This window comes from Bacteroides acidifaciens, assembly GCF_903181435.1.
Taxonomy (GTDB): domain Bacteria; phylum Bacteroidota; class Bacteroidia; order Bacteroidales; family Bacteroidaceae; genus Bacteroides.
The window spans coordinates 1,164,841-1,190,178 of the sequence record NZ_CAEUHO010000004.1 but is presented as its reverse complement, the minus strand read 5'-3'; the positions used below and the strand labels follow the sequence as shown (position 1 = coordinate 1,190,178).

At 45.3% G+C, this 25,338-nt stretch carries 24 protein-coding genes; 9 read left to right on the top strand and 15 right to left on the bottom strand.

Annotated features, from left to right (window positions below):
• Positions 1-310 precede the first annotated feature (310 nt).
• Entirely contained in the window at positions 311-838 is a 528-nt protein-coding gene (locus CLIN57ABFB40_RS16555) for an RNA polymerase sigma-70 factor (RefSeq protein ID WP_175631242.1), read from the bottom strand.
• Positions 839-1,101: 263 nt separating this feature from the next.
• Here CLIN57ABFB40_RS16555 and recJ point away from each other — a divergent pair, with 263 nt between their 5' ends.
• The 8 genes from recJ to dnaG all read left to right on the top strand — a co-directional run bounded on the left by recJ (position 1,102) and on the right by dnaG (position 12,196).
• On the top strand, positions 1,102-2,820 hold the full coding sequence (gene recJ, locus CLIN57ABFB40_RS16550) for a single-stranded-DNA-specific exonuclease RecJ (RefSeq protein ID WP_175631093.1): 1,719 nt from the start codon (positions 1,102-1,104) through the stop codon (positions 2,818-2,820).
• Positions 2,813-4,717, top strand: a complete 1,905-nt coding sequence (locus CLIN57ABFB40_RS16545) for an ATP-dependent DNA helicase RecQ (protein WP_175631092.1) — start codon at positions 2,813-2,815, stop codon at positions 4,715-4,717. The genes recJ and CLIN57ABFB40_RS16545 overlap by 8 nt, the downstream gene beginning before the upstream one ends.
• A gap of 38 nt (positions 4,718-4,755) precedes the next feature.
• Positions 4,756-5,718 (top strand): tetratricopeptide repeat protein, encoded by a 963-nt coding sequence (locus CLIN57ABFB40_RS16540; RefSeq protein ID WP_175631091.1) that lies wholly within the window; start codon positions 4,756-4,758, stop codon positions 5,716-5,718.
• Between the two features lie 302 nt (positions 5,719-6,020).
• Complete coding sequence (locus tag CLIN57ABFB40_RS16535) at positions 6,021-6,869, top strand: prephenate dehydratase (protein ID WP_167962197.1); 849 nt, start codon at positions 6,021-6,023, stop codon at positions 6,867-6,869.
• The gene (locus CLIN57ABFB40_RS16530) at positions 6,844-8,022 is read left to right on the top strand and encodes a pyridoxal phosphate-dependent aminotransferase (protein WP_175631090.1); all 1,179 of its coding nucleotides are present in this window, start codon (positions 6,844-6,846) and stop codon (positions 8,020-8,022) included. The genes CLIN57ABFB40_RS16535 and CLIN57ABFB40_RS16530 overlap by 26 nt, the downstream gene beginning before the upstream one ends.
• A 93-nt stretch (positions 8,023-8,115) precedes the next feature.
• Positions 8,116-9,177: a bifunctional 3-deoxy-7-phosphoheptulonate synthase/chorismate mutase type II gene (locus CLIN57ABFB40_RS16525; protein ID WP_175631089.1), complete on the top strand. Its 1,062-nt coding sequence runs from the start codon at positions 8,116-8,118 to the stop codon at positions 9,175-9,177.
• 38 nt (positions 9,178-9,215) lie between these two features.
• A complete protein-coding gene (locus CLIN57ABFB40_RS16520) occupies positions 9,216-9,989 on the top strand; it encodes a prephenate dehydrogenase (RefSeq protein WP_175631088.1) in 774 nt (257 codons plus the stop codon).
• A gap of 113 nt (positions 9,990-10,102) precedes the next feature.
• On the top strand, positions 10,103-12,196 hold the full coding sequence (dnaG, locus tag CLIN57ABFB40_RS16515) for a DNA primase (RefSeq protein WP_175631087.1): 2,094 nt from the start codon (positions 10,103-10,105) through the stop codon (positions 12,194-12,196).
• 68 nt (positions 12,197-12,264) lie between these two features.
• Here dnaG and folE read toward each other — a convergent pair whose 3' ends face one another.
• The 14 genes from folE to CLIN57ABFB40_RS16445 form a co-directional block, all read right to left on the bottom strand.
• Complete coding sequence (folE, locus tag CLIN57ABFB40_RS16510) at positions 12,265-12,855, bottom strand: GTP cyclohydrolase I FolE (protein WP_175631086.1); 591 nt, start codon at positions 12,853-12,855, stop codon at positions 12,265-12,267.
• Positions 12,856-12,862: 7 nt separating this feature from the next.
• The gene (locus tag CLIN57ABFB40_RS16505; protein ID WP_175631085.1) at positions 12,863-13,312 is read right to left on the bottom strand and encodes an SPOR domain-containing protein; all 450 of its coding nucleotides are present in this window, start codon (positions 13,310-13,312) and stop codon (positions 12,863-12,865) included.
• Between the two features lie 53 nt (positions 13,313-13,365).
• Positions 13,366-14,124, bottom strand: coding sequence for a triose-phosphate isomerase (gene tpiA / locus CLIN57ABFB40_RS16500; RefSeq protein WP_024987416.1), 759 nt, complete (start codon positions 14,122-14,124; stop codon positions 13,366-13,368).
• A gap of 57 nt (positions 14,125-14,181) precedes the next feature.
• Positions 14,182-15,468: a BT_3928 family protein gene (locus CLIN57ABFB40_RS16495; RefSeq protein ID WP_175631084.1), complete on the bottom strand. Its 1,287-nt coding sequence runs from the start codon at positions 15,466-15,468 to the stop codon at positions 14,182-14,184.
• Positions 15,458-16,000 carry a DUF1599 domain-containing protein gene (locus tag CLIN57ABFB40_RS16490; RefSeq protein ID WP_175631083.1) on the bottom strand — a complete coding sequence of 181 codons (543 nt, stop codon included), beginning with the start codon at positions 15,998-16,000 and terminating at the stop codon, positions 15,458-15,460. Before CLIN57ABFB40_RS16490 ends, CLIN57ABFB40_RS16495 begins: the two co-directional genes overlap by 11 nt.
• Before the next feature lie 122 nt (positions 16,001-16,122).
• Complete coding sequence (locus CLIN57ABFB40_RS16485; protein WP_175631082.1) at positions 16,123-16,995, bottom strand: peptidoglycan DD-metalloendopeptidase family protein; 873 nt, start codon at positions 16,993-16,995, stop codon at positions 16,123-16,125.
• A 19-nt stretch (positions 16,996-17,014) separates the two neighbouring features.
• The gene (gene ndk, locus CLIN57ABFB40_RS16480; RefSeq protein ID WP_175631081.1) at positions 17,015-17,479 is read right to left on the bottom strand and encodes a nucleoside-diphosphate kinase; all 465 of its coding nucleotides are present in this window, start codon (positions 17,477-17,479) and stop codon (positions 17,015-17,017) included.
• Between the two features lie 223 nt (positions 17,480-17,702).
• Entirely contained in the window at positions 17,703-19,799 is a 2,097-nt protein-coding gene (recG, locus tag CLIN57ABFB40_RS16475) for an ATP-dependent DNA helicase RecG (RefSeq protein WP_175631080.1), read from the bottom strand.
• A complete protein-coding gene (locus CLIN57ABFB40_RS16470) occupies positions 19,800-20,459 on the bottom strand; it encodes a 2-C-methyl-D-erythritol 4-phosphate cytidylyltransferase (RefSeq protein ID WP_175631079.1) in 660 nt (219 codons plus the stop codon).
• An 11-nt stretch (positions 20,460-20,470) separates the two neighbouring features.
• A complete protein-coding gene (locus CLIN57ABFB40_RS16465) occupies positions 20,471-21,022 on the bottom strand; it encodes a DJ-1 family glyoxalase III (protein WP_175631078.1) in 552 nt (183 codons plus the stop codon).
• 30 nt (positions 21,023-21,052) lie between these two features.
• Positions 21,053-21,925 (bottom strand): cell envelope integrity protein TolA, encoded by an 873-nt coding sequence (locus CLIN57ABFB40_RS16460; protein WP_175631077.1) that lies wholly within the window; start codon positions 21,923-21,925, stop codon positions 21,053-21,055.
• A gap of 6 nt (positions 21,926-21,931) precedes the next feature.
• Complete coding sequence (locus CLIN57ABFB40_RS16455; RefSeq protein ID WP_175631076.1) at positions 21,932-22,348, bottom strand: ExbD/TolR family protein; 417 nt, start codon at positions 22,346-22,348, stop codon at positions 21,932-21,934.
• An 82-nt stretch (positions 22,349-22,430) separates the two neighbouring features.
• The gene (locus tag CLIN57ABFB40_RS16450; protein WP_175631075.1) at positions 22,431-23,144 is read right to left on the bottom strand and encodes a MotA/TolQ/ExbB proton channel family protein; all 714 of its coding nucleotides are present in this window, start codon (positions 23,142-23,144) and stop codon (positions 22,431-22,433) included.
• Entirely contained in the window at positions 23,144-23,857 is a 714-nt protein-coding gene (locus CLIN57ABFB40_RS16445) for a pyridoxine 5'-phosphate synthase (protein WP_175631074.1), read from the bottom strand. The genes CLIN57ABFB40_RS16450 and CLIN57ABFB40_RS16445 overlap by 1 nt, the downstream gene beginning before the upstream one ends.
• A gap of 148 nt (positions 23,858-24,005) precedes the next feature.
• Between CLIN57ABFB40_RS16445 and CLIN57ABFB40_RS16440 the strand changes: the two genes are divergently transcribed.
• A complete protein-coding gene (locus tag CLIN57ABFB40_RS16440; protein ID WP_175631073.1) occupies positions 24,006-24,875 on the top strand; it encodes an NAD kinase in 870 nt (289 codons plus the stop codon).
• The last annotated feature ends 463 nt before the right edge of the window (positions 24,876-25,338 follow it).

The following is a 25,338-nucleotide window of genomic DNA, read 5'->3' as shown; positions in this document are numbered from 1 at the left end:
GGTTATTAATGCTTAGGACAGTACTTCTTCACTCCTTATCTATTAATAGAAAAGTCACTGTCTATTAGGTATAAACTTCCTCTTATCTAAGAGTAAAGTTGCATTTGCCTAATTACAAACTATAAATGCAATCTTTGATTATAAAGACAAAGGTTGCATTTTTATAATCAAAGATTGCATTTATAAAAACAGAACTTGCGTTTATAGTTTGAAGGTAATCAAAAAGAAGTTTGCAACTAATGAAATACAAGTTTAGACTTAATACAAAAGAAGTTATCTATTAATAGATTGGGAATAAAGCAGTACTTTATTAAATGAAGAAGAGATAAAGATAATCTTTCAGATTAACACGCAAGGCTTTCAGAGCCTTACCGATATGATAATCGACACCTTTGACGCTGATATTCAACGTATCGGCTATTTCTTTTATAGATTTGTTCTCATAGCGGCTCATTCTGAAAACATTCCGGGTTTGTAGCGGCAATGTATCCAATGTCCGGTTGACAATCCGGTTAATCTCTTCCGAGAAAATATCCGTCGGATTGCAGGCGTCCAAAGAAGAGATGCGGAAGTCAAGCTCATAAAGTTCGTCATTCAGGATATTCTCACGAGCTTCCATCCGCAAGTGCTCATTCCGCAGATGATTCAACGACTGGTTCTTTACTACGGTCATCAAGAAAGCACGGACATTATCCACTTCTTCCGTCTTCATCGTAGTCCATAAAGTAATCATCGCCTCAGAAGCTATATCTTTCGAAAGCATTTCATCATGGAGATAGGATTTGGCAAATAGGAAGCAACGTTGATAATACTCTGAATAGATATTATCAAATGTCATATTGGAGTCTGTGACGTTGCGCGGCTTTCTCATTTATCAGATTCTTATTGGTGGAGCAAAGATAAACCAAAAAAGTTATCTTCCAAAAATCAGCTATAAAAACTAAAAGATACCCCATATCAAACTTCCGGTTTTCCACTGTCCATGAAATATTTTCGTCATATCTACTTCCACTTCCGGTTTTTTTCGTACTTTTACCCCTCGTTGGGAAGAAGTGCCTTTCGCAACCCTTGAGAACAGAAAAAGAAAAAACAATATATAAAATGAATCACAAATGGAATTATCGACCCATTACACCCGAACAGGCAGAGACAAGCCAGACATTGGCCCAGGAATTAGGGATTAGCCCGATACTTGGACAACTTTTGGTACAGCGGGGAATAACGAAGGCAACGGATGCCAAGAAGTTTTTCCGCCCGCAATTGCCCGACTTGCACAACCCGTTCCTGATGAAGGATATGGATATTGCAGTAGAACGTCTGAACAAGGCGATGGGAAAGAAAGAACGTATTCTAATTTATGGAGATTATGACGTAGACGGTACTACCGCCGTAGCACTGGTCTACAAGTTTATTCAACAGTTCTATTCGAACCTTGATTATTACATACCCGACCGCTACGACGAAGGGTATGGCATTTCTAAAAAAGGAGTAGACTATGCCGCCGAAACCGGTGTAGGACTGATTATCGTACTCGACTGCGGAATAAAGGCAGTAGAGGAAATCACGTATGCCAAGGAGAAAGGCATTGATTTTATCATCTGTGACCATCATGTGCCGGATGACATCCTGCCGCCTGCCGTAGCTATCCTGAATGCCAAGCGTCTGGATAATACGTATCCGTACACGCATCTTTCGGGCTGTGGCGTAGGTTTCAAATTCATGCAGGCATTCGCTATCAGCAACGGTATCGAGTTTCATCATCTGATTCCATTGCTCGACATCGTAGCGGTAAGTATCGCGTCGGACATCGTTCCGATTATGGGTGAAAACCGTATTCTGGCTTTTCATGGGCTGAAGCAGTTGAACAGTAATCCGAGTATCGGGATGAAAGCCATTATCGACGTATGTGGACTTTCCGAAAAAGAAATCACTGTCAGCGACATTGTGTTCAAAATCGGGCCGCGCATCAATGCGTCGGGACGTATCCAGAACGGAAAAGAAGCGGTGGACTTGTTGACGGAAAAAGACTTCTCGGCTGCGCTTGAGAAAGCCGGACAAATCAATCAGTATAACGAGACACGGAAAGACCTCGATAAAAGCATGACGGAAGAGGCGAACAAAATCGTCGCCAACCTGGACGGGTTAGCCGACCGCCGCTCTATCGTGCTTTATAACGAAGAGTGGCACAAAGGGGTGATTGGTATCGTAGCTTCCCGCCTGACGGAAGTTTACTATCGTCCTGCCGTAGTACTGACCCGGACGGATGATATGGCAACTGGTTCCGCACGCTCTGTTTCCGGTTTTGATGTATACAAGGCTATTGAACATTGCCGTGACCTGCTGGAGAATTTTGGCGGACATACCTATGCTGCCGGATTGTCCATGAAAGTAGAAAACGTGGAAGCTTTCACCAAACGGTTCGAAGAATACGTCTCGCAGCACATCCTGCCGGAGCAAACCAGTGCCGTTATTGATATTGACGCCGAGATTGACTTCAGGGATATTTCTCCCAAGTTCTTCAATGACTTGAAAAAGTTTAATCCGTACGGCCCCGATAACATAAAGCCCATTTTCTGTACGCATCATGTCTATGATTATGGGACAAGTAAAGTGGTGGGACGCGACCAGGAACATATCAAACTGGAACTGGTTGACAATAAATCGAACAATGTGATGAATGGTATCGCATTCGGGCAAAGTTCGCACGTACGATATATCAAGACCAAACGTTCGTTCGACATCTGCTACACCATTGAAGAGAATACCCACAAACGTGGTGAAGTGCAACTTCAAATCGAAGATATAAGACCGATTGAATAAGTATCAGGAGATATTAAGACAATACTGGGGATATGACTCTTTCCGCGATTTGCAGGAAGAGATCATTACTAGTATCGGCGAAGGCAAAGACACACTGGGACTGATGCCGACCGGTGGCGGCAAGTCCATCACATTTCAGGTTCCTGCCCTCGCCCAAGAGGGACTTTGCATCGTCATCACTCCTCTCATCGCCCTGATGAAAGACCAGGTGCATAACCTGCGCAAACGCGGTATCAAGGCTCTTGCCGTATATTCCGGTATGACACGGCAGGAGATTATTACCGCACTTGAGAACTGCATCTTCGGCAATTACAAATTCCTCTATATTTCTCCGGAGCGTCTGGATACGGAAATATTCCGCATCAAACTCCGTTCCATGAAAGTCTCCATGATTACAGTGGACGAGAGCCACTGTATCTCACAATGGGGATATGATTTCCGTCCTGCTTACTTGAAGATAGCGGAAATACGGGAACTTTTGCCGGGTGTTCCGGTGTTGGCACTTACCGCGACCGCCACCCCGGAAGTAGTAAAAGACATTCAAGCCCGGCTGAATTTCCATGAAGGGAATGTTTTCCGCATGAGCTTCGAGCGGAAGAACCTGGCATATATCGTCCGCAAGACGGATAACAAGACTAAAGAATTATTGCATATCTTACAAAGGATGCCGGGCAGTGCCATTATTTATGTACGCAACAGGCGACGGACTAAAGAAATCACCGAACTATTGGTAAACGAAGACATTACCGCCGATTTCTATCATGCGGGACTTGATAATGCCGTAAAAGACCTGCGGCAAAAGCGTTGGCAAAATGGTGAGGTTCGCGTAATGGTGGCGACAAACGCCTTCGGAATGGGTATTGACAAGCCGGATGTCCGAATTGTACTGCATCTCGATCTTCCCGATTCGCCCGAAGCCTATTTTCAGGAAGCCGGACGTGCGGGAAGAGACGGGGAAAAGGCTTACGCTGTCATCTTATATTCCAAATCGGACAAGACGACCCTACATAAGCGGATAGCAGATACTTTTCCCGACAAGGAATACATACTCAATGTCTACGAACATTTGCAGTATTACTATCAGATGGCGATGGGAGACGGATTCCAGTGTGTCCGCGAATTCAATATCGAAGAGTTTTGCCGGAAGTTCAAATATTTTCCGGTGCCGGTGGACAGTGCACTGAAAATACTGACTCAAGCCGGTTATCTGGAATATACGGACGAGCAAGACAATGCTTCGCGTATCCTGTTTACACTTCGCCGGGATGAGTTGTACAAGTTGCGCGAAATGGGACCGGAAACGGAAGCACTGATACAGACCATTCTCCGTTCGTACACAGGAGTGTTCACGGATTATGCTTATATCAGCGAAGCATCCCTGTCCATACGTACCGGGTTGACACGCGAGCAAATCTACAACATACTGGTGACACTGACCAAACGCCGTATCGTGGATTATATTCCTCACAAAAAGACACCTTATATTATATATACGCGCGAACGGCAGGAACTCCGTTTCGTACATATCCCGCCTTCGGTCTATGAAGAGCGCAAAGTCCGCTATGAAGCGCGCATCAAGGCAATGGAAGAGTATGTCACTTCAGACAATGTATGTCGCAGCCGGATGTTGCTCCGCTATTTCGGAGAGAAGAACGAACATAACTGCGGACAGTGTGATGTCTGCCTCAGCCGTCATGCAACAGATTCTCTATCCGAAGATTCTTTCGAGGAATTGAAACGGCAAATCACAGAGCTGCTTACTCAAAACCCGCTATCTCCAGCAGAGATAGCCAATCAAATAGCGGCGGAGAAAGAGGAAGTGGCGGAAGTCATCCATCATTTATTGGAAGAAGGTGCATTGAAGATGCAGGACGGAATAATACATATTTCAAAATAAGTTATTACATTTGCAGATAAACTCAAAAACAACATATCATGCCGAACTTTTTTAAATCTTTCTTCTCCGGAAAATCTGAAACTCCGGAAAGCGAAAAGCAAAAAAACGACCAGAAAAGATTCGAGATTTTCAAATATGACGGTCTGCGTGCACAACGCATGGGACGTCCGGATTATGCCGTAAAATGTTTCACTGAAGCTCTTGCCATCGAGGAAGAGTTCGAAACAATGGGATATCTCAGCCAACTCTACATCCAAATGGGAGACACGGAAAAAGCACGCGAACTGTTGGAGAAAATGGCTGCAATGGAACCGCACATCACCAACACTTTCCTGACATTGGCAAATGTATGCTTTGTCCTGGAAGATTATCAAGCGATGGAAGAGGCTGCCAATAAGGCGATTGCCATCGAAGAAGGAAATGCTGTAGCACATTATCTGTTGGGAAAAGCCCGTCAGGGACAGAATGACGACCTGATGACCATCGCCCATCTCACGAAAGCCATCACATTGAAGGATGATTTTATCGAAGCCCGCCTGCTGCGTGCAGAAGCTCTCCTAAAGCTGAGACAGTACAACGAAATGATGGAAGACATAGACGCCGTACTTGCCCAAAACCCGGAAGAAGAAACTGCCATACTCCTGCGTGGAAAAGTGAAAGAAGCGAACGGACAGGCCGAAGAAGCGGAAGCGGACTACCAGCTTGTTACGGAAATAAACCCTTTCAACGAACAGGCATATCTTTATCTGGGCCAACTTTATATCAACCAAAAGAAACTGACGGAAGCCATCGCCCTGTTTGATGAGGCTATCGAACTGAATCCTAATTTCGCGGAAGCCTACAAGGAGCGCGGACGTGCCAAACTGTTGAATGGAGATAAAGACGGCTCCGTGGAAGACATGAAGAAGTCACTGGAACTGAATCCGAAAGAAGAGGCCGGGCTGAACGGAGAATTCAAGAACCTTGGAGCGAAAACGGAAGCACTGCCGGGTATCTTCTAAGTGTCCTTTTTATATATTTTAGGCAAGAAAACAAAAAAAGTATCGCTTTTTGTTTGCGTTTAACAGAAAAGTATTACTTTTGTCCCCAGAATTAAAAACCAAAGCAAAAAACAAAGACTCGTATGAGATCATTTACTTATGCATATTACTTCTTTTTTTACTTTTACTTTAGCAACAAAGTAGAGCGGGAGTTTGTATGTATCAAGTGACAGTGATGCTTAAGGACTGAATAGAGAAATCAATCATATGAATCCCGCTCCAATATGGACGCGGGATTTTTTTTATATAAACCATTTAGAACAATGAAAAAGATAGCAATTCAAGGAACACTCGGCTCATATCATGATATCGCCGCACACAAGTACTTCGAGGGAGAAGAAATAGAGTTAATCTGTTGTGCCAGCTTCGAAGACGTGTTTACTTCGATACGTAAGGACAGCCAGGTTATCGGAATGCTAGCCATCGAGAATACGATTGCAGGCAGCTTGCTGCACAACAATGAGTTGCTGAGACAAAGCGGCACGCAGATTATCGGTGAATACAAACTGCGTATCTCGCACAGCTTCGTCTGCCTGCCCGATGAAAGTTGGGAAGACCTGACGGAAGTCAACTCCCACCCTATCGCTTTGATGCAGTGCCGTGATTTCCTGAACCAGCATCCGCAACTGAAAGTGGTGGAAGGTGAAGACACGGCACGCAGCGCAGAAGCTATCAAGAACGGAAATCTGAAAGGACACGCCGCTATCTGCTCCAAAGCGGCTGCCGAACGCTATGGAATGAAAGTCCTGCAAGAAGGCATCGAAACAAATAAGCATAACTTCACCCGTTTTCTAGTCGTTGCAGACCCTTGGCAGGTGGACGAGCTTCGCCAGCATCATGCCAACGCAACCAACAAGGCGAGTATGGTATTCACTCTACCGCATACGGAAGGCAGTCTGTCACAAGTATTGTCTATCCTGTCTTTTTATAATATCAACCTGACCAAGATACAATCGCTGCCGATTATCGGACGTGAATGGGAATACCAGTTTTACGTAGACGTAGCTTTCAACGATTATCTGAGATATAAGCAATCCATTGCAGCAATCACTCCATTAACCAAAGAACTTAAATTATTAGGCGAATATGCAGAAGGAAAATCAAACGTATAAAATCGCTCCTGCCCACAGACTGGCAAGTGTAAGCGAATACTACTTCTCAAAGAAGCTGAAAGAGGTAGCACAGATGAATGCGGAAGGAAAAGACGTTATCAGTCTGGGTATCGGCAGTCCCGATATGCCGCCTTCGGAAAAGACCATCGAAACATTGTGCAACAATGCCCACGACCCAAACGGACACGGTTATCAGCCGTATGTGGGTATCCCCGAACTCCGCAAAGGTTTCGCTGCCTGGTATCAACGCTGGTACGGAGTGGAACTGAATCCGAATACGGAGATACAGCCGTTGATTGGCTCGAAAGAGGGTATTCTTCATGTCACACTGGCTTTTGTCAATCCGGGCGAACAGGTATTGGTTCCGAATCCGGGGTACCCTACTTATACTTCCTTGAGCAAGATACTCGGTGCGGAAGTCATCAATTATGATTTGAAAGAGGAAGACGGCTGGATGCCCGACTTTGAAGCACTGGAGAATATGGATTTAAGCCGCGTGAAATTGATGTGGACGAACTATCCGAATATGCCGACAGGCGCAAACGCAACTCCCGAACTGTATGAACGTCTCGTTAACTTTGCCCGCCGGAAGAATATTGTGATTGTGAATGATAATCCGTACAGCTTTATCCTGAACGAAAAGCCGATCAGTATTCTGAGTGTGCCGGGAGCCAAAGAATGTTGCATCGAATTCAATTCCATGAGCAAGAGCCACAATATGCCGGGCTGGCGTATCGGAATGTTAGCTTCGAACGCTGAATTTGTACAATGGATACTGAAAGTAAAAAGCAACATCGACAGCGGAATGTTCCGTGCCATGCAACTGGCAGCCGCAACAGCTCTGGAAGCAGAAGCAGACTGGTATGAAGGCAATAACGAAAACTACCGCAACCGTCGTCACCTCGCTGGTGAGATTATGAGAACATTGGGATGCACCTACGACGAAAAGCAAGTAGGAATGTTCCTTTGGGGGAAAATTCCCGCATCCTGCAAGGATGTAGAGGAACTGACGGAAAAAGTACTGCATGAAGCAAGAGTGTTCATCACTCCGGGATTTATTTTCGGCAGTAACGGAGCGAGATATATCCGTATCTCCCTCTGTTGCAAGGATGCAAAACTAGCAGAAGCACTGGAAAGAATCAAAAGGCTCTGACCGCCCGGGAGCAAAGATGATTACTGATAATCAAACTATATCCCACCAGAGTCGTTACAATAAACAAGTATAAAAGTAAAAACAAATAAGAATATGGAACTCGAATCAATTTTATTACCGGGCATTGAAGCTAAAAGACCGATTGTCATTGCCGGCCCGTGTAGTGCAGAGACTGAAGAACAAGTGATGGATACAGCCAAGCAATTGGCAGCTAAAGGACAAAAGATATTCCGCGCAGGAATCTGGAAACCGCGTACCAAACCGGGTGGTTTCGAAGGAGTCGGCGTAGAGGGTCTTGCCTGGCTGAAAGAGGTGAAGAAAGAAACGGGAATGTATGTTTCTACCGAAGTGGCAACAGCCAAGCACGTTTACGAATGTCTGAAGGCCGGAATTGATATTCTTTGGGTAGGTGCACGTACCACAGCCAATCCTTTCGCCGTACAGGAAATAGCTGACGCACTGAAAGGTGTTGACATCCCTGTATTGGTTAAGAATCCTGTTAATCCGGATCTTGAACTATGGATTGGAGCTTTGGAACGTATCAACAACGCAGGCTTGAAACGATTGGGTGCTATCCACCGCGGTTTCAGCAGCTACGATAAGAAGATTTACCGTAATCTTCCTCAATGGCATATTCCTATCGAACTACGCCGCCGTATCCCCGAACTGCCTATTTTCTGTGACCCGAGCCATATCGGTGGCAAACGTGAACTGGTAGCTCCGCTTTGCCAGCAAGCAATGGACTTGAACTTCGACGGTCTGATTGTAGAAAGCCACTGCAACCCGGATTGTGCTTGGAGCGATGCTTCGCAACAGGTTACTCCCGATGTACTCGACTATATCCTCAATTTGCTGGTTATCCGTACCGAAACTCAATCTACAGAAAGCCTGAGCCTGTTGCGTAAACAGATTGACGAATGTGACGACAACATCATCCAAGAACTTGCCAAGAGAATGCGTGTCGCCCGCGAAATCGGAACATTCAAGAAAGAGCACAACATCACTATACTACAAGCCGGACGCTACAATGAAATTCTCGAGAAACGCGGAATGCAGGGAGAGCAATGTGGTATGGATGCAGAGTTTATGAAGAAAATCTTCGAAGCTATCCACGAAGAATCTGTTCGTCAGCAGATGGAAATTATCAATAAGTAGTCAGATAGTTGACTACTTGCTACTAAACAAATAGGAATATGAGAATATTAATCCTTGGAGCCGGAAAAATGGGCTCCTTCTTTACTGATATTTTGAGCTTTCAACATGAGACGGCCGTGTATGACGTCAACCCGCACCAATTGCGTTTTGTCTACAACACGTATCGTTTCACTACATTAGAGGAGATTAAGGAATTCGAACCGGAACTGGTTATCAATGCCGTTACAGTAAAGTACACGTTGGATGCTTTCCGCAAAGTATTGCCCGTACTGCCCAAAGACTGTATCATTAGTGACATTGCCTCTGTAAAAACAGGACTGAAGAAGTTCTATGAAGAAAGTGGCTTCCGTTATGTTTCCAGCCACCCGATGTTTGGCCCTACTTTCGCCAGTCTCAGCAACCTGAGCAGCGAAAATGCAATCATCATCAGTGAAGGCGACCATTTGGGAAAGATATTCTTCAAAGACCTCTATCAGACGCTGAGACTGAATATCTTCGAATATACGTTTGACGAACACGACGAGACAGTGGCCTACTCACTCTCCATCCCATTCGTCTCGACTTTCGTATTCGCTGCCGTAATGAAACATCAGGAAGCTCCGGGAACTACGTTCAAGAAACATATGGCTATCGCCAAAGGTCTGCTGAGTGAGGACGACTACCTGCTTCAGGAAATCCTGTTCAATCCACGTACTCCGGGACAAGTGGCCAATATCCGTACCGAGCTGAAAAACCTTCTCGAAATCATCGAGAATAAGGACGCGGAAGGGATGAAAAAGTATCTGACGAAGATTCGGGAGAAGATTAAATAATCCGCAACCGATATAGGTAAGATTTAACCATCCCCTGCAAAAAGTTCTTTGCAGGGGATTTTTTTATGTGTACCTTTGCATTCGCAAAAACGGATTCACAGGAGAAAAGAAGAATGATAGATCAAGTTACCATCGACCGGATATTGGACGCGGCACAGATTATGGATGTCGTCTCGGACTTTGTCACCCTGCGCAAGCGCGGTGTCAACTACGTCGGCTTGTGTCCATTCCATAGTGACAAGACACCTTCTTTTTACGTTTCGCCTGCCAAAGGGCTTTGCAAATGCTTCGCCTGCGGCAAAGGTGGAAACGCAGTGCACTTTATCATGGAGCACGAGCAGATGTCTTATCCCGAAGCACTGAAATACCTTGCCAAGAAATACAATATTGAAATCAAGGAACGAGAGCTGAGCGATGAAGAGAAGTTTGTGCAGAGTGAACGCGAAAGTCTGTTTATTGTCAATAACTTCGCACGCGACTACTTTCAGAACATACTGAAAAATCATATAGACGGACGCAGCATCGGTATGGCCTACTTCCGCAACCGTGGTTTCCGGGATGATATTATCGAGAAATTCCAATTAGGATACTGTACCGACAGCCATGATGCTTTCTCCAAAGAAGCGTTACAGAAAGGATATAAGAAAGAGTATTTAGTCAAAACCGGACTTTGCTATGAGACAGACGACCACCGTTTGCGGGATCGTTTTTGGGGACGTGTCATTTTCCCTGTGCATACTCTTTCCGGCAAAGTCGTGGCTTTTGGCGGACGTGTGCTTGCCAGTGCCACCAAAGGCGTAAAAGTCAAATATGTCAACTCTCCAGAATCGGAGATTTACCATAAGAGTAACGAATTATACGGTATCTACTTCGCCAAACAGGCGATTGTGAAACAAGACCGTTGTTTTTTGGTCGAGGGCTATACGGATGTTATTTCCATGCATCAATCCGGTATAGAAAACGTGGTAGCTTCTTCGGGAACGGCTCTTACACCGGGACAAATCCGTATGATTCACCGGTTCACCAATAATATGACTGTGCTCTATGACGGTGACGCTGCAGGTATAAAAGCTTCTATCCGAGGCATTGATATGCTGCTTGAAGAAGGCATGAATATCAAAGTTTGTCTGCTGCCCGATGGCGACGACCCGGACTCTTTTGCCCGCAAACATAACTCTACGGAATTCCAAGCCTTCATATCGGAGCATGAGACGGACTTTATCCGCTTCAAGACCAACTTGCTGCTGGAAGATGCCGGAAAAGATCCTATCAAACGGGCAGAGTTGATCGGCAACTTGGTACAAAGCATCTCCGTCATACCGGAAGCGATTGTACGGGATGTCTATATCAAAGAATGTGCCCAACTATTGCATGTAGAAGACAAATTGCTGGTATCGGAAGTTGCCAAAAGACGGGAAACACAAGCGGAGAAACGGGCTGAACAGACTGAACGCGACCGCCGGATTGCCCAAAGAACGGCTTCAATGGCCCAACAAGGTCAGCAAGGCGAAGCAAATGGAAATGTCCCCATGCCTGATGGTGATGTTCCATTGCCACCGGAGGTTGCTGATGCCGGATATACAGAAACGCCTTTTCCGCCACAAGAAGATAACTATGCTTCATTTATTCCACAGGAAGGAAAAGAGGGACAAGAGTTCTATAAATTCGAACGACTGATATTGCAGGCTGTAGTCCGTCATGGTGAGAAAGTCATGTGCAACTTGACTGACGAAGAGGGTAATGAAATCCCTGTGACCGTCATAGAATATATTATCAATGACTTGAAGGAAGATGATTTGGCTTTCCATAACCCGTTGCACCGCCAAATGTTGTCGGAAGCTGCCGCACATATGCATGATCCCAATTTCATTGCAGAACGCTATTTTCTGGCGCATCCCGATCCGATTATCAGCAAACTGAGCGTGGACTTAATTAATGTACGTTATCAACTTAGCAAATATCATTCCAAGTCACAGAAGATTGTGACAGATGAAGAACGGCTTTACGAACTGGTTCCGACGCTGATGATTAACTTCAAATACGCAATCGTAACGGAAGAGTTAAAGCATATGCTCTATGCTTTACAAGACCCCGCCCTTGCCCATGATAATGAGAAGTGCAATTCGTTAATGCAACGCTATAATGAACTGAGAACAGTACAAAACATTATGGCAAAACGATTAGGGGATAGGGTTGTACTGCGATAATCCTTCCCCCGATGCCGGACACTCTCTTCCCCCGGTGCCGGACAGAAATCACGTTTCCAAGTGTCTCTCTACAAAGTTCCGTGTTGAATCAGATTCATAAACTCCTCACGTGTCTTTGCCTGATTGAAAGCGCCTGTAAAGTCTGAAGTAGTAGTAATGGAGTTTTGTTTTTCCACACCGCGCATTTGCATGCACATATGCTTTGCTTCCACTACAACCATTACTCCTAATGGATTCAATGTTTCCTGAATACATTCTTTGATTTGCAGCGTCATGCGTTCCTGCACTTGCAGACGGTGAGAGAAAATATCGACTACACGGGCAATCTTACTTAACCCGGTGATATAGCCGTTAGGGATATAAGCCACGTGCGCCTTTCCGTAGAACGGCAGCATGTGATGTTCGCAAAGAGAGAAGAAATCAATGTCCTTCACAATCACCATCTGGCTATATTCTTCCTGAAATTTAGCAGACCGAAGCACTTCGTGAGGATCCATATGATAACCCTTTGTCAGACTCAACATCGCTTTCGCCACTCGTTCGGGGGTTTTCAACAATCCTTCCCGTTCGGCATCCTCACCCAACAAAGTTATAATACTGTGATAATGACTTTTCAACTCTTCCAAATTCGGAGAGATAATTTCTTCTTTTCCTAACATGATAGATTTATAAAGGGATATTTATCTGGTCTCTTACAATAGAAACCTCTTTAAACACACCGGTAGCTTTCAACCGACGCATCATTGCGTCCGCTTCTTCAATGCTCCGGAAATCACCCACACGGCAAAGCCAACGGGGCGGAGTGAAGGAAGTATATATCGGCAATTCCGGAAAATGCTCTTTGATACGTGAAGCCACATGATAGGCATCATTCTTCGCCTGACGGGTATTATTACCCGCATACGCCTGTATCCTGTATCCGGAAGCCTTTATTACTTTATGTTCACCTGTCGCAGGACGCTCCACACCAATCAGAGCTCCAATACGGGGGTCTTGATGAATAGTCACTTTCCCCTGTCCCGGCACTGTACGTTCCAAGCTTTTGACAATGTTCTGTGCTTGTACGCCGACACCTGCCAAAACCAACAATAAAGTAAGTAAAGCTAGTTTTCTCATTATAAATAATATTAGGCACGGACCGTGAAATCCGTGCCTGAAATAAGTTTTAATTATGCGTTAAATGCATCAATGATACCTTTGAAATCAGATACTTTCAGAGCAGCACCGCCAATCAAACCACCGTCAACGTCCGGATTAGCAAACAGTTCTTTAGCGTTAGAAGGCTTGCAGCTACCACCATAAAGGATAGAAGTATTGTCTGCGATTTCTTTACCATACTTGTCAGCTACGATTGAACGGATGAAAGCGTGGATTTCCTGAGCTTGTTCAGGAGAAGCAGTTTTTCCTGTACCAATAGCCCAAACCGGCTCGTAAGCCAATACAATCTTAGAGAAGTCTTCAGCAGACAGAGAGAATACAGATTCCATCTGAGCAGCTACCACTTCATTCTGCTTGTTAGCTTCGCGTTCTTCCAATACTTCACCGATACAGAAAATCGGAGTCAGGCCGTTAGCCAAAGCCAATTTTACTTTTTCTTCGAGGATAGCAACTGTTTCGCCGTAGTAAGCACGACGTTCAGAGTGACCCAGGATGACATATTTCGCACCGGTAGAAGCAACCATCTCTGCAGAAACTTCACCTGTATATGCGCCTGATACTTTATCAGCACAGTTTTCAGCACCTACACCGATCTTAGCAGCGTCTACCAACGGAGTAACAGAAGCCAAGTGGATAAACGGAGTACAGATGATTACATCACAGTTAGGCTTTTCGTTAGCCAATGCTTCGTTCAATTCTTTAGCCAAAGCGATACCCTCTTGAAGGGTTTTGTTCATTTTCCAGTTTCCTGCAACAATGTTCTTTCTCATTTTGTTTTCTTTATTTAAAGGGTTAATAAATTTACTATTTTCTTATTTACGATTTTACTATTTAACGGATTTCCGTTCTCTGCGACGAACGACCAGGACATCCACTCCCGATACCAACAGCAATGGAATGATGAACCACAACAATACATATCCCACGGTGTGGACGTCGCTCACCATCTTCTTCTGTCCCAACGGCAGATTTTCCAGTTTGTCGGTCAGCACATATTCATCCGGTATATCCTCGTCACTCCATTTATTCAGAATCGTCCCGTTCTTTATCAACATCAATCCCGGGTTGGAGCGTACCATCGTCTTCAACGTTATATCATCCATCTGGCAAAAAGGATATTCCGCTCCGGTCTTATCCTTCCACAGTTCTATCTGTTCCTCAGGTGATGAAGTCAGGCAATAGAACTTATAACCATGTTCCACCGAGTAATCATATATTTCGTTAATCAAGTCGATATTACTGTCGTCCGCTTCTTCAATCCGATGAGCAACCAACAGGAAAGTATATCCCATATCAGTCAATACCTCTTCCGTTATATCGTCTCCCGTACGCAGGTCCATCATAGAGAAATCATGGATAGGCGGTTCATAGCCTTTTTCTTTGAGTTTGGTACGTGTGTCGACAAATGTCCACGTACTGTCCGGATAGTTATCCAGCGTAAACTCTTTCTTTTCCCCATTCTTCTCTAAGATAAAGATACTTTCATATACACTTGGTTTTGCCCCTTCGGGCATTGTCATTCCCTCCGGAATATTCTTTCCTATCTTGTAGGGGCGAAAGTCTAAAACAGGCAAACGGTCCAAGCAATAGAATGACAGGGAAAATACAAAGAAGAGTGTATATGAGGAAACCAGCCATTCCATTTTCACACTGATAAAGCGAATCAGCATCGTTCTGTAACGGAATGCTGCGATTGCTGCAAGCAACAGTATGACGTTCTTACCGAATGTTTCCCAATTCGTCAATATCCAGGCATCACCGAAACAACCGCAGTCTGAAACCGGATCGAAGATTGCAAGATACAGAGTCAACGGTGTCATGACAATCATCAGCATCAACGCCAATGAAGAGGCAAGTGTTCTCCGCGTACCAAAGAACAGGGAGATGCCGACAAAAAACTCAATGGCGGATAGCGTAATGCCCCCCAACAGAGGGAAAAATGAAGGAAACCAGGAAGCCATGCCGAATGCTGTCAGATAATCCTGTATCTTGTACTGGAAACCCAGCGGATCAACTGCCTTCACAAACCCGGAGAAAATAAACGAAGCCGCTAAAAGAAAGCGACCGGTATTTGCTACTACTCCCTGAATGATATGTAGGTTCTTATCCTTCAAATTCTATCTTTATGAGTCCGAAAACAGAGTAATTTATCATATCCATGTAATTGGCGTCGATTCCCTCGGACACCAATGTATTGCCGGACAAGCTTTCAATCTGCTTGGTACGGTATATCTTCATCAAAATCAAGTCTGTGTAAGAGCTGACACGCATACTCCGCCAAGCCTCGTCATAGTCATGATTTTTGGCAAGCATCAGTTCTAATGCTTCTTTAGTGTATTTATCATATAAAGCCATCGCTTCTTCATTACTGATATCGGCAGATTCGGCATAACCCAACTCCAACTGGATAAGTCCGATAATGCCATAGTTGACAATTGCGATAAATTCAGCACGGATTCCTTCATCAATCAAGGTCACTCCCTTAGTTTCGATACTACGGATCCGGTTGGCTTTGATAAAAATCTGGTCAGTTACAGAAGCCGGACGCAGGATACGCCACGCAGACCCGTAATCGTGCAGCTTCTTGGAAAATAAGTCACGGCACAAAGCGATGACATGTTCAAATTGTTGCTTGGTATCTTTCATCTTCTTCCAAATAGTGCGCAAAGGTAACAATAATTAAGTAAAAACAGAAAGAGGGCACTCTAAATTATATTAAAGTGCCCTCTTCCAAAGCTATTGTATTACTGTTTTATAAGCAAGCGAGTTTATGAACAACGCAAAACCTGTCCGATACGCAAAGTTGTAGTCGGCTTGATACGGTTCAATTTACAAAGTGTGCTGACTGACACTCCACGCAATTTGGCAATGCGTGATAAAGTATCTCCACTCTTCACCTTATGATAGCGGATTGCGCCATCAGCTACCTGAGTATCATGTGAGCCTGCACGTTTCACGCTTTTTGTCTTTCTGAACGTATAAGTATCGGCAACGATATCTTGTTTCGGGAAGTCGAACATATAAACCGGATTGATTGCAATTCCCAAGAAACGGGTTTCAAAATGCAGGTGCGAACCGGTAGAGCGGCCTGTATTACCACCCAAACCAATTACTTCTCCGGCTTTCACTAATTGGTTTTCTTCAACCAATTGTTTGGACAAGTGACCATATACAGTTTCCAATCCATTATCATGACGGATAACGACATATTTACCATATCCTCTACGCTCGTATTTTACGATACGCACTTTACCGTCAAAAGCTGCCACAATAGTATCCCCGATGTTCACTTTCAAATCAAGTCCATTGTGCATTCTTCTCCAACGGGGTCCGAAAGGCGAAGTAATCTTCGTGCTCGGAGTCGGCATATGGAAGCCTGTCAGGTCAATAGTGTAAGTTTCAGGGATAATAGCGTTTCCATAAGCATGTACATACTGGTTGTTCCAGTTAGGATAAAGACTTAGGGCAGGGTATTCGGACTGTTCGGTGCGGATTTGCTTTTGCAATGCCAAAGAGTCTACAGATTTTAATTTCTTGTCTATCGGTGCCTGGCGGGCAATCAGGTCTTGAGAGAAAGAGCTCAGACTAACCATAGCCGCTACGGCCACCAATCCTGTTTTAATAATGCAATTGAAATTCATTCGTTCTTTGTCAATTCATTTAATATTCGTCGTTTGCATACAGGTAGTCAAATGTCGCCTGTTTATAATCGAATATCTCTTCCGGTTTAAAAAATCTCTTTAATTCAATAGCTGCAGTCTCCGGTGAATCGGAAGCATGAACTATATTCTCTTGAAAACTCATGCTGTAATCCCCACGAATGGTTCCCGGGGCAGCCAGACGTCCATTAGTTGGTCCCGCCAACGTACGGACTGTTTGAATAGCATCCACACCTTCAAAACAGCAAACGATAACAGGAGCTGTCATCATTGAATCTTTCACACGCTGAAAGAACGGTTTGCCACTGAGGTGGGCATAATGTTCACTTAGCAATTCATCTGTCAGTCGCATCATCTTCATGCCGGCCAACCGCAATCCTTTACGTTCGAAACGATGAGTAATCTCACCAATCAGTCCCCGTTGTAGGGTACACGGTTTTAAAATGACCAGCGTTTTTTCAAGCATAATACTCGACTTTTCAAATGGTTAAACGATACATTTACTAAAAAAATTCCCCCAAAGGTAGTATTTTCCTACGAAACAACAAGGGAGTTATTAACTATTTTTCAGATGATTAGCAACAAAAGGGAAAAGAAATAAGTCTTTAAACCCCTATAAATAGGAGAGATAAGAGCCAAATATGTTATGCAACACATTTTCGCAAATAAACCGCATGTTTAACCGTTTTTCAACTAATGGCAGCCCAGTTAACATTCGTTTTCCGCAGGGATTTGAGTTGCCGCCATAGTATTTCATTCTCCGGATTCTGTGCCGCAGGGTCTTGCTCGACAATCTCTTCGGCTATAGCACGTACGTATTGCAGCAGTTGCCCGTCACGGGCAATATCGGCAATCTTCAAGTCGAAAGCCACACCGCTCTGCTGGGTTCCTTCGAGGTCGCCGGGACCGCGCAGTTTCAGGTCAGCCTCCGCTATTTCAAAGCCGTCATTGGTACGTACCATGATTTCAAGCCGTTTACGAGTGTCTTCGGTCAGTTTGTAGTTGGTCACCAGGATACAATAAGACTGGTCGGCGCCACGCCCTACCCGACCGCGCAACTGGTGCAACTGTGAGAGTCCGAAACGTTCGGCATTTTCAATAATCATCACCGAAGCGTTGGGCACGTTCACTCCTACCTCGATTACTGTCGTAGCTACCATTATCTGTGCTTTTCCCGAAATGAAAAGTTGCATCTGCTCGTCTTTTTCGGCTGCTTTCATTTTGCCATGCACCTTGCAAACCGTACACTTGGGAAATTCTTCAAGAATATACTGGTAACCTTCTTCAAGATTCTTCAAGTCAATCTTTTCGCTCTCCTTTATTAAAGGATAAACGATATAAACCTGACGTCCTTCGTCAATTTGTTTCTGTACGAAACGGTACATGCTCTCACGGCGGTTGTCAAACTGATGGACGGTGGTTATCGGTTTCCGGCCGGGGGGAAGTTCGTCAATAACGGAAACATCCAAGTCGCCATACAGGGTCATTGCCAGTGTACGGGGAATGGGCGTCGCAGTCATAACAAGCACATGCGGCGGTTGGTTATTCTTGGTCCAAAGGCGGGCGCGTTGCGCCACACCAAAGCGGTGCTGTTCGTCAATGACGACAAGTCCCAAAGAGGAGAAGTTGACAGTATCCTCGATGACGGCATGGGTTCCTATCAGGATATGCACGTCGCCTGTCAGCAGACCGGTAAGGATGGCTTCTCTTCTTTTCCCTTTGATGGAGCCGGTCAGCAGTTCAACGCGGATATCCATTCCGAAAAGCAGTTCCTTTATCGTTTCATAATGCTGGTTTGCCAGAATTTCGGTAGGTGCCATCATACACGCCTGATAACCATTATCCAAGGCAAGCAGCATGCTCATCAAGGCAACGAGCGTTTTCCCGCTACCTACATCTCCCTGCAAAAGACGGTTCATCTGCCGTCCGCCGCCTACGTCGTTGCGGATTTCTTTCAATACCCGTTTCTGTGCGCCGGTAAGTTGGAAAGGCAGGTTCTTTGTATAAAACGTATTGAATATGTCGCCTACTTTTTCAAAGATATAGCCGCGGTATCTCCGTTGCCTGTCTTTGGCATAGCGGAGGATATTGAGCTGTACATAAAACAGTTCCTCGAATTTAAGACGATACTGCGCCCTGCGAAGCAAGTCGGGATTTGTCGGGAAGTGGATATTCCGAAGAGCTTCCGTGAGCGGCATCAAATGGTGTTCCGCCAATAGTTTGGGAGAAAGCGTTTCGGGCAGAGGTTCCTGTATCTGCTGAATCACAACTGCCATCATCTTCTCAATCGCGTGAGAGTTGAGGAAGCTGCGTTTCATTTTCTCCGTCGTATTATAATAAGGTTGCAGACCTACGGAAGAAAGTTTCAGGTCATCCGTCTTGTCCACATCGGGGTGGGCTACATTGATACGCCCGTTGAAAACGGTCGGTTTGCCGAAGATGATATATTCTTCGTGAAGTTTATATTTGCCTAGGATATACTTTATTCCTTGAAACCACACTAAATCCACTACGCCCGTACCGTCCGAGAAGTGAGCGGTAAGACGTCGTTGCCGTCCTTCGCCGATGGTTTCGAAGCCGAGGATTTCTCCTTTCAGTTGGATATACGGCATATTGCCATCTATTTCGTGAATGTAATAGATGCGGCTCCGGTCAACGTATTTGTAAGGGAAGTAATAAATCAAATCATGCAAGGAGTATATTTCCAGCTCCTTGTTTAATACGGCAGCCTTCTGTGGCCCTACGCCGGAGATAAATTTTATGTCGCGTGTGACTAAATCGAACATTTACAACAGAGCACTCCCCACTTTCAAATCGAAGGGGGTTGTTATTTTTATATTTTCACGATTACCTTCTGCCAGATATACAGGTATGCCCATTGCCTCTACCACTGAGGCATCATCCGTAAAGAACGGGGTAAACTCCTGCGCATAAGCCTGTTTCAGCAGTTCAATCTCAAAGACTTGAGGAGTCTGCACCAGTTTATAATCATTGCGGCTGACTGTTTCACTGCCGCCCTCCGTCAGATGGCGCAGCGTCTCCACTACATCAACCACCGGAATCACTGCTTTCTGCTCTCCCGCCAAATCATAGCAGCGTTGAATCACCTCTACCGAGACAAACGGGCGGACACCATCATGCACTCCCACCAGTCCGGGTTCCTGCACCAATGCCAAGCCATTCTTTACCGAATGGAAGCGCGTCCCGCCACCATCGGCAATCAGATGCTCTACGTCAAAGCCGTGTTCTTCGCAGAGCTGTTTCCAGAAGTCCTGCTGCTCTTTGGGAAGCACTAATATAATCTGAAGTGAAGCGTCATACTTCCGGAACACTTCCAGCGTATGCATCAACACAGGTTTACCGCCAATAGGAAGGAATTGTTTCGGAAGCTCACTTCCCATTCGCAAGCCCTTTCCACCGGCGACAATAATTACAAATTTCTTCATGGACAGGCAGCTTAGTGTTTTACGCACATCGCTTCTACCAGTTCTTCCACCTTTTCTTTACCTACCAACAGGTCAACGATAGTCAAAGCAAACTCCATGGCAGCACCCGGTCCCATGCCCGTAATGATGTTTCCGTCACGGACAGCGTGTTCATTGACACATTCCGCACCTTCCAGATATTGTTCGAAGCTAGGATAACATGTCGCTTTCTTGCCTTTCAGCAGTCCCAGTTTGCCTAATACCATCGGAGCCGCACAAATGGCAGCGATAGGTTTGCCTTTTTCGGCAAAGTTGAGGATTAGCTTACGCAACCCTTCGTGCTTGTCGAGCGTAGCTGCTCCCGGCATCCCACCCGGTAAAAATAAAAGTTCAGCATCGAAGAAATCGCAATTCTCAAAATTGATGTCACAAAGAACGGACACGTCATGTGCGCCGACTACAATTTCGTCCGGAGTGACAGATACGATTTCTACGTTCAGTCCGGCACGTCTCAGTGTGTCAATAGTGGTAAAGGCTTCGATTTCTTCAAAACCATCTGCAAAAAATGCGTATACAGTTCCCATAATGCTATCTATTTTTGGTTAATGATACTTCTATCTCAAATTAAAGTAATACGTAATTGTTCCCGTTTGATTCGTCACCCCTTCCACTGTATTAAAGCGAGCTTTCTTTGCCGCATCTTCGGCAGCTTTCCGCAACGCTGAACTTACAGTATTTGTCTGAGGGTTAATGCCGGTTGCTATCACTTGTCCCGCAGGGTTTACAGTAATATTCACTACCACACGCCCCTCTTCCTGTACATTGTATGCAGGCTTCGGCAAACTACCCGTACCTAAAGAACGTCCGCCGAGGTCAAATGTTCCGTAACCACCCGTTCCGGTCTTTGCTCCGGTAGAAGAATTTCCTTCCTTGCTGCCTTCGGTTCCTGTACCGCTAGCTGCTGTCCCTTTGTTTCCTTCCATCTGCGCTCCTTTCCCGAAAGCGCCGACAACTCTCTTTCGTGCAGCCTCTTCCGCAGCCTTCCGTTCACGTTCCGCTTTTTCTTCAGCGATCCGTTTGGCTTCCGCAGCTTTCTCTGCTTCGGTCTTCTCGGGCTTTTTTACAGGTTCCTTCGGTTTAGTCACTTCTTTAGGTTTCACCGTTTCCTTTTTAGGTTCTTCCGTTTTCGGCTTTAAGGTGACTGTCTCTTCTTCGGTCTGCGTCAATAAATCCTGTTCGGAAGGAAGTTCCGGTTCAGTCTCCGCAGGGGTTGCCGCATCTTCGTCCAGCACGTCCACATCTACCAGCGAAGGGTCATCGAAACCGCGCGCCGATTCCACATTTCCCATCATCACAGGCACCCCACCAGCATCCTCATCCGGCTGGGGAACGGTAAAGCTCACCAGAATCAAAAGAGCAATCACTGCCACGTGTACCAACAGTGTACCCAGCACTCCTATGTATTCACCCTTTTTTCTTCTGTCCATTGTTCCTTATTTGTTTTCAGGCGGGCGCATAGCCAGCACCATCTTAAAATGATTCTCGTTTGCAATGTTCAGTACCCCCATAATCTCTCGATAAGGTACTGATTCATCCGCATACAATGCCACATACATTTCAGGTTCCTTCTCTGCACAACTCTGCAAGAACGATGTCAAATCATTCAATGCTATCGGTTGCTCCTTCTCATTGCCGAAAGCGGCATAGAAGTTCAAGTCTTTATCAATAACGACTCTTGTCAGCGGTTTCGCCGAGGTCTGTTGCTTGCCTTGCGGCAACAGCACTTTCATAGCATTGGGCGACACCACCGTAGAGGTTATCATAAAGAATATCAACAACAGGAATATGACGTCCGTCATGGAAGCCATACTGAAATTGGGCGATACTCTATTTCTTCTTTTTAATCCCACTTTATTAATGATTAGTGGTTAGTGATTAATAATTAACATTCTCGGTTACTTTTCCACTTTTACGCTGGTTCTCGTTCAGCCTTTATGTGGGCTCGTTCAGCAAGTCCATGAATTCCATCGTGCGGGACTCCATCTTGTTCACCACACGGTCTACAAGCATCACCAGATAGTTATAGGCAAACATAGCAATGATACCGACAATCAGACCGCCGACTGTAGTAATCATAGCTTCGTAGATACCGCCGGAAAGCAATGTGATATCAATATTCCCACTTCCCGCGTTCGCCATTTCGTAGAATGCACGCACCATACCGGTCACCGTTCCGAGGAATCCGAGCATCGGGGCGCCGCCGGAGATGGTCGCCATCACCGTCAGTCCTTTTTCAAGTTTCGCCACTTCGATGTTACCGACGTTCTCAATGGCAGCCTGCACGTCGTTGATAGGACGGCCTAGACGACTGATTCCCTTTTCTATCATACGTGCCGAAGGGGTGTTCATCGTATGGCAATAGTTAATGGCAGCTTTGATTTCACCGCTATGGATATAGTCTTTTATCCGTTCCATAAACATGGGGTCTTCTTTTCCTGCCTTACGAATCACATAGTTACGTTCGAAAAGGATATAGAAACAAACGACGGACAGCACGCCCAGCACAATCATAATCCAGCCACCCTTAATAGCCATATCAAGCATGTCCATCTCGGGAGCATTCACCTCTGTCAGTATAGGATTGGCGGTGGCCAGCGAGTCGGCCATATTCATAGCCCTTTGGGCTAACAAAATCATTGCATTCATCAGCGTAGACAGTTTTTATATTCCTGAACGGTGCGTTCCAGTCCCAAGTACAGTGCATCGCTAATCAATGCATGACCGATAGAGACTTCGTCCACCCAAGGAATGTTCTTATAGAAATAGTTTAAATTCACAAGGCTCAAATCGTGTCCGGCATTCAAGCCGATGCCCAGTTTACGGGCAGTCTTGGCAGCTTCGATAAAAGGAGCGATAGCTGCTTCAGGATTCTTCGGATAGTTCGTTGCATACGGTTCCGTGTATAGTTCCACACGGTCGGCTCCTGCTTTTGCCGCATATTCCACCATTTCGGTGTCGGCAGCCACGAAGACAGAAGTACGGATACCTGCACTGTTGAACTGGTCGAGAACTTCGGTCAGAAATTCCAAGTTTGCTTTTGTATCCCACCCGGCATTGGAAGTAATCTGCGAAGGGGCATCGGGAACCAAAGTCACCTGATGTGGTTTCACTTTCAGCACCAGGTCTATAAACTCCGGAGACGGATAGCCTTCGATATTGAATTCTGTCCGCAACAAAGGACGCAAATCATATACATCCGAACGACGAATGTGGCGCTCGTCGGGACGAGGATGAACGGTAATACCGTCCGCTCCAAAAGATTCACAATCAAGCGCTACCTTTACTACATCGGGCACATTTCCGCCGCGAGCATTTCTCAGTGTAGCAATCTTGTTTATGTTTACACTTAATTTAGTCATGGTTCTATGTAATATTTGCCGCAAAAATACAAATATTATTATTAGTTGCCTAATAATACGAAACGCATTCTCGTTTCTTTTTTGGTTATTTAAAGTAGAAATCCAAGAAAAAATGCCAAATTTGCAACCGAAACTAATGACATCGCTTATGAAATTTGCCATTTTCGGAAATACGTATCAGGCTAAAAAGTCCTCTCATGCCGCTAATCTGTTCCGGTTGCTGAAAAAACGGGGAGCAGAGGTCTGCGTATGCAGGGAGTTCTACCAATTCCTGATTTCAGAGCATATGGAAATCGAAGCCGACCAGTTGTTTGACGGCGATGATTTCACAGCCGACATGGTAATCAGCATCGGAGGGGATGGAACTTTCCTGAAAGCTGCCCGCCGGGTAGGCAGAAAGGGGATTCCTATCCTTGGCATCAATACAGGACGTTTGGGCTTTCTTGCTGATATTTCTCCCGAAGAGATGGAAGAGACATTCAACGAGGTTCAAGCCGGAAGATACAGTGTTGAAGAACGAAGTGTACTTCAACTTATTTGTAACGACACCCACCTGCAAGCATCTCCGTATGCTCTAAATGAAATAGCCGTACTCAAACGGGACAGCTCTTCAATGATCAGTATCCGTACTGCCATCAACGGTGCATTCTTGAACACTTACCAGGCCGACGGATTAGTAATTGCTACTCCAACCGGTTCGACAGCTTATTCTCTAAGTGTGGGCGGACCGATTATGGTTCCTCATGCCAACACTATCGTCATTACTCCCGTAGCTCCGCATAGCCTTAATGTCCGCCCTATCGTCATACGTGATGATTGGGAAATCACGTTGGATGTGGAAAGCCGCAGCCATAACTTCCTGGTCGCTATCGACGGCAGCAGTGAAACCTGCAAGGAAACGACGCAACTCACTATTCGCCGTGCCGACTACAGCGTAAAAGTAGTGAAACGCTTTAATCATATCTTTTTCGATACGCTTCGCAGTAAAATGATGTGGGGAGCGGACGGTAGAAGATAGTCCTTTCTTATAAAAATCAGAGACACCCAACAGCGATATCCTACATATACTGTAACCAAGCCTCAGTCTGAAAATTCCAGGAATGTATTTTAGGACGACTAGTCCCCAAAAAGTTCGTTTTTTTGTGCGGAGATGAATCAAAGCAGTACTGAAGTAAGCCGAGCCATGTACTTGAGTTACTCAAATCTCCTATATCATTTCATTGAGTGTAGTACTTGCTGCAGTCAAGTCTTCTACTTGTTACAGCTAAATCTCCTACCAAATATAAAAAGTAAAAAACCGCCTTCAGCTTTCAGTTCTTCAAAAATGTCCCTTTTCATCGGTGTTTTTGGCTGAAGTCACCCCTGAATGCAAAAGTGTATAACTTTATCTTCTTTTCACTTTTGCCCGGGTGATGAATCTATATCCCCCGCGTGGTGGGCATATAGATCCAGTACGGTGAGTATATATACCTACCACGGTG

Bases quoted from the DNA above. Each gene is read 5' to 3' on its own strand.
- CLIN57ABFB40_RS16445 (WP_175631074.1), bottom strand. From the start codon at position 23,857: ATGACTAAATTAAGTGTAAACATAAACAAGATTGCTACACTGAGAAAT.
- CLIN57ABFB40_RS16535 (WP_167962197.1), top strand. From the start codon at position 6,021: ATGAAAAAGATAGCAATTCAAGGAACACTCGGCTCATATCATGATATC.
- CLIN57ABFB40_RS16490 (WP_175631083.1), bottom strand. From the start codon at position 16,000: ATGAAAGATACCAAGCAACAATTTGAACATGTCATCGCTTTGTGCCGT.
- folE (WP_175631086.1), bottom strand. From the start codon at position 12,855: ATGTTAGGAAAAGAAGAAATTATCTCTCCGAATTTGGAAGAGTTGAAA.
- CLIN57ABFB40_RS16470 (WP_175631079.1), bottom strand. From the start codon at position 20,459: ATGAAGAAATTTGTAATTATTGTCGCCGGTGGAAAGGGCTTGCGAATG.
- CLIN57ABFB40_RS16440 (WP_175631073.1), top strand. From the start codon at position 24,006: ATGAAATTTGCCATTTTCGGAAATACGTATCAGGCTAAAAAGTCCTCT.
- CLIN57ABFB40_RS16530 (WP_175631090.1), top strand. From the start codon at position 6,844: ATGCAGAAGGAAAATCAAACGTATAAAATCGCTCCTGCCCACAGACTG.
- recG (WP_175631080.1), bottom strand. From the start codon at position 19,799: ATGTTCGATTTAGTCACACGCGACATAAAATTTATCTCCGGCGTAGGG.
- CLIN57ABFB40_RS16520 (WP_175631088.1), top strand. From the start codon at position 9,216: ATGAGAATATTAATCCTTGGAGCCGGAAAAATGGGCTCCTTCTTTACT.
- CLIN57ABFB40_RS16525 (WP_175631089.1), top strand. From the start codon at position 8,116: ATGGAACTCGAATCAATTTTATTACCGGGCATTGAAGCTAAAAGACCG.
- CLIN57ABFB40_RS16540 (WP_175631091.1), top strand. From the start codon at position 4,756: ATGCCGAACTTTTTTAAATCTTTCTTCTCCGGAAAATCTGAAACTCCG.
- CLIN57ABFB40_RS16555 (WP_175631242.1), bottom strand. From the start codon at position 838: ATGACATTTGATAATATCTATTCAGAGTATTATCAACGTTGCTTCCTA.
- tpiA (WP_024987416.1), bottom strand. From the start codon at position 14,124: ATGAGAAAGAACATTGTTGCAGGAAACTGGAAAATGAACAAAACCCTT.
- recJ (WP_175631093.1), top strand. From the start codon at position 1,102: ATGAATCACAAATGGAATTATCGACCCATTACACCCGAACAGGCAGAG.
- CLIN57ABFB40_RS16485 (WP_175631082.1), bottom strand. From the start codon at position 16,995: ATGAATTTCAATTGCATTATTAAAACAGGATTGGTGGCCGTAGCGGCT.
- ndk (WP_175631081.1), bottom strand. From the start codon at position 17,479: ATGCTTGAAAAAACGCTGGTCATTTTAAAACCGTGTACCCTACAACGG.
- CLIN57ABFB40_RS16450 (WP_175631075.1), bottom strand. From the start codon at position 23,144: ATGAATGCAATGATTTTGTTAGCCCAAAGGGCTATGAATATGGCCGAC.
- CLIN57ABFB40_RS16460 (WP_175631077.1), bottom strand. From the start codon at position 21,925: ATGGACAGAAGAAAAAAGGGTGAATACATAGGAGTGCTGGGTACACTG.
- CLIN57ABFB40_RS16465 (WP_175631078.1), bottom strand. From the start codon at position 21,022: ATGGGAACTGTATACGCATTTTTTGCAGATGGTTTTGAAGAAATCGAA.
- dnaG (WP_175631087.1), top strand. From the start codon at position 10,103: ATGATAGATCAAGTTACCATCGACCGGATATTGGACGCGGCACAGATT.
- CLIN57ABFB40_RS16505 (WP_175631085.1), bottom strand. From the start codon at position 13,312: ATGAGAAAACTAGCTTTACTTACTTTATTGTTGGTTTTGGCAGGTGTC.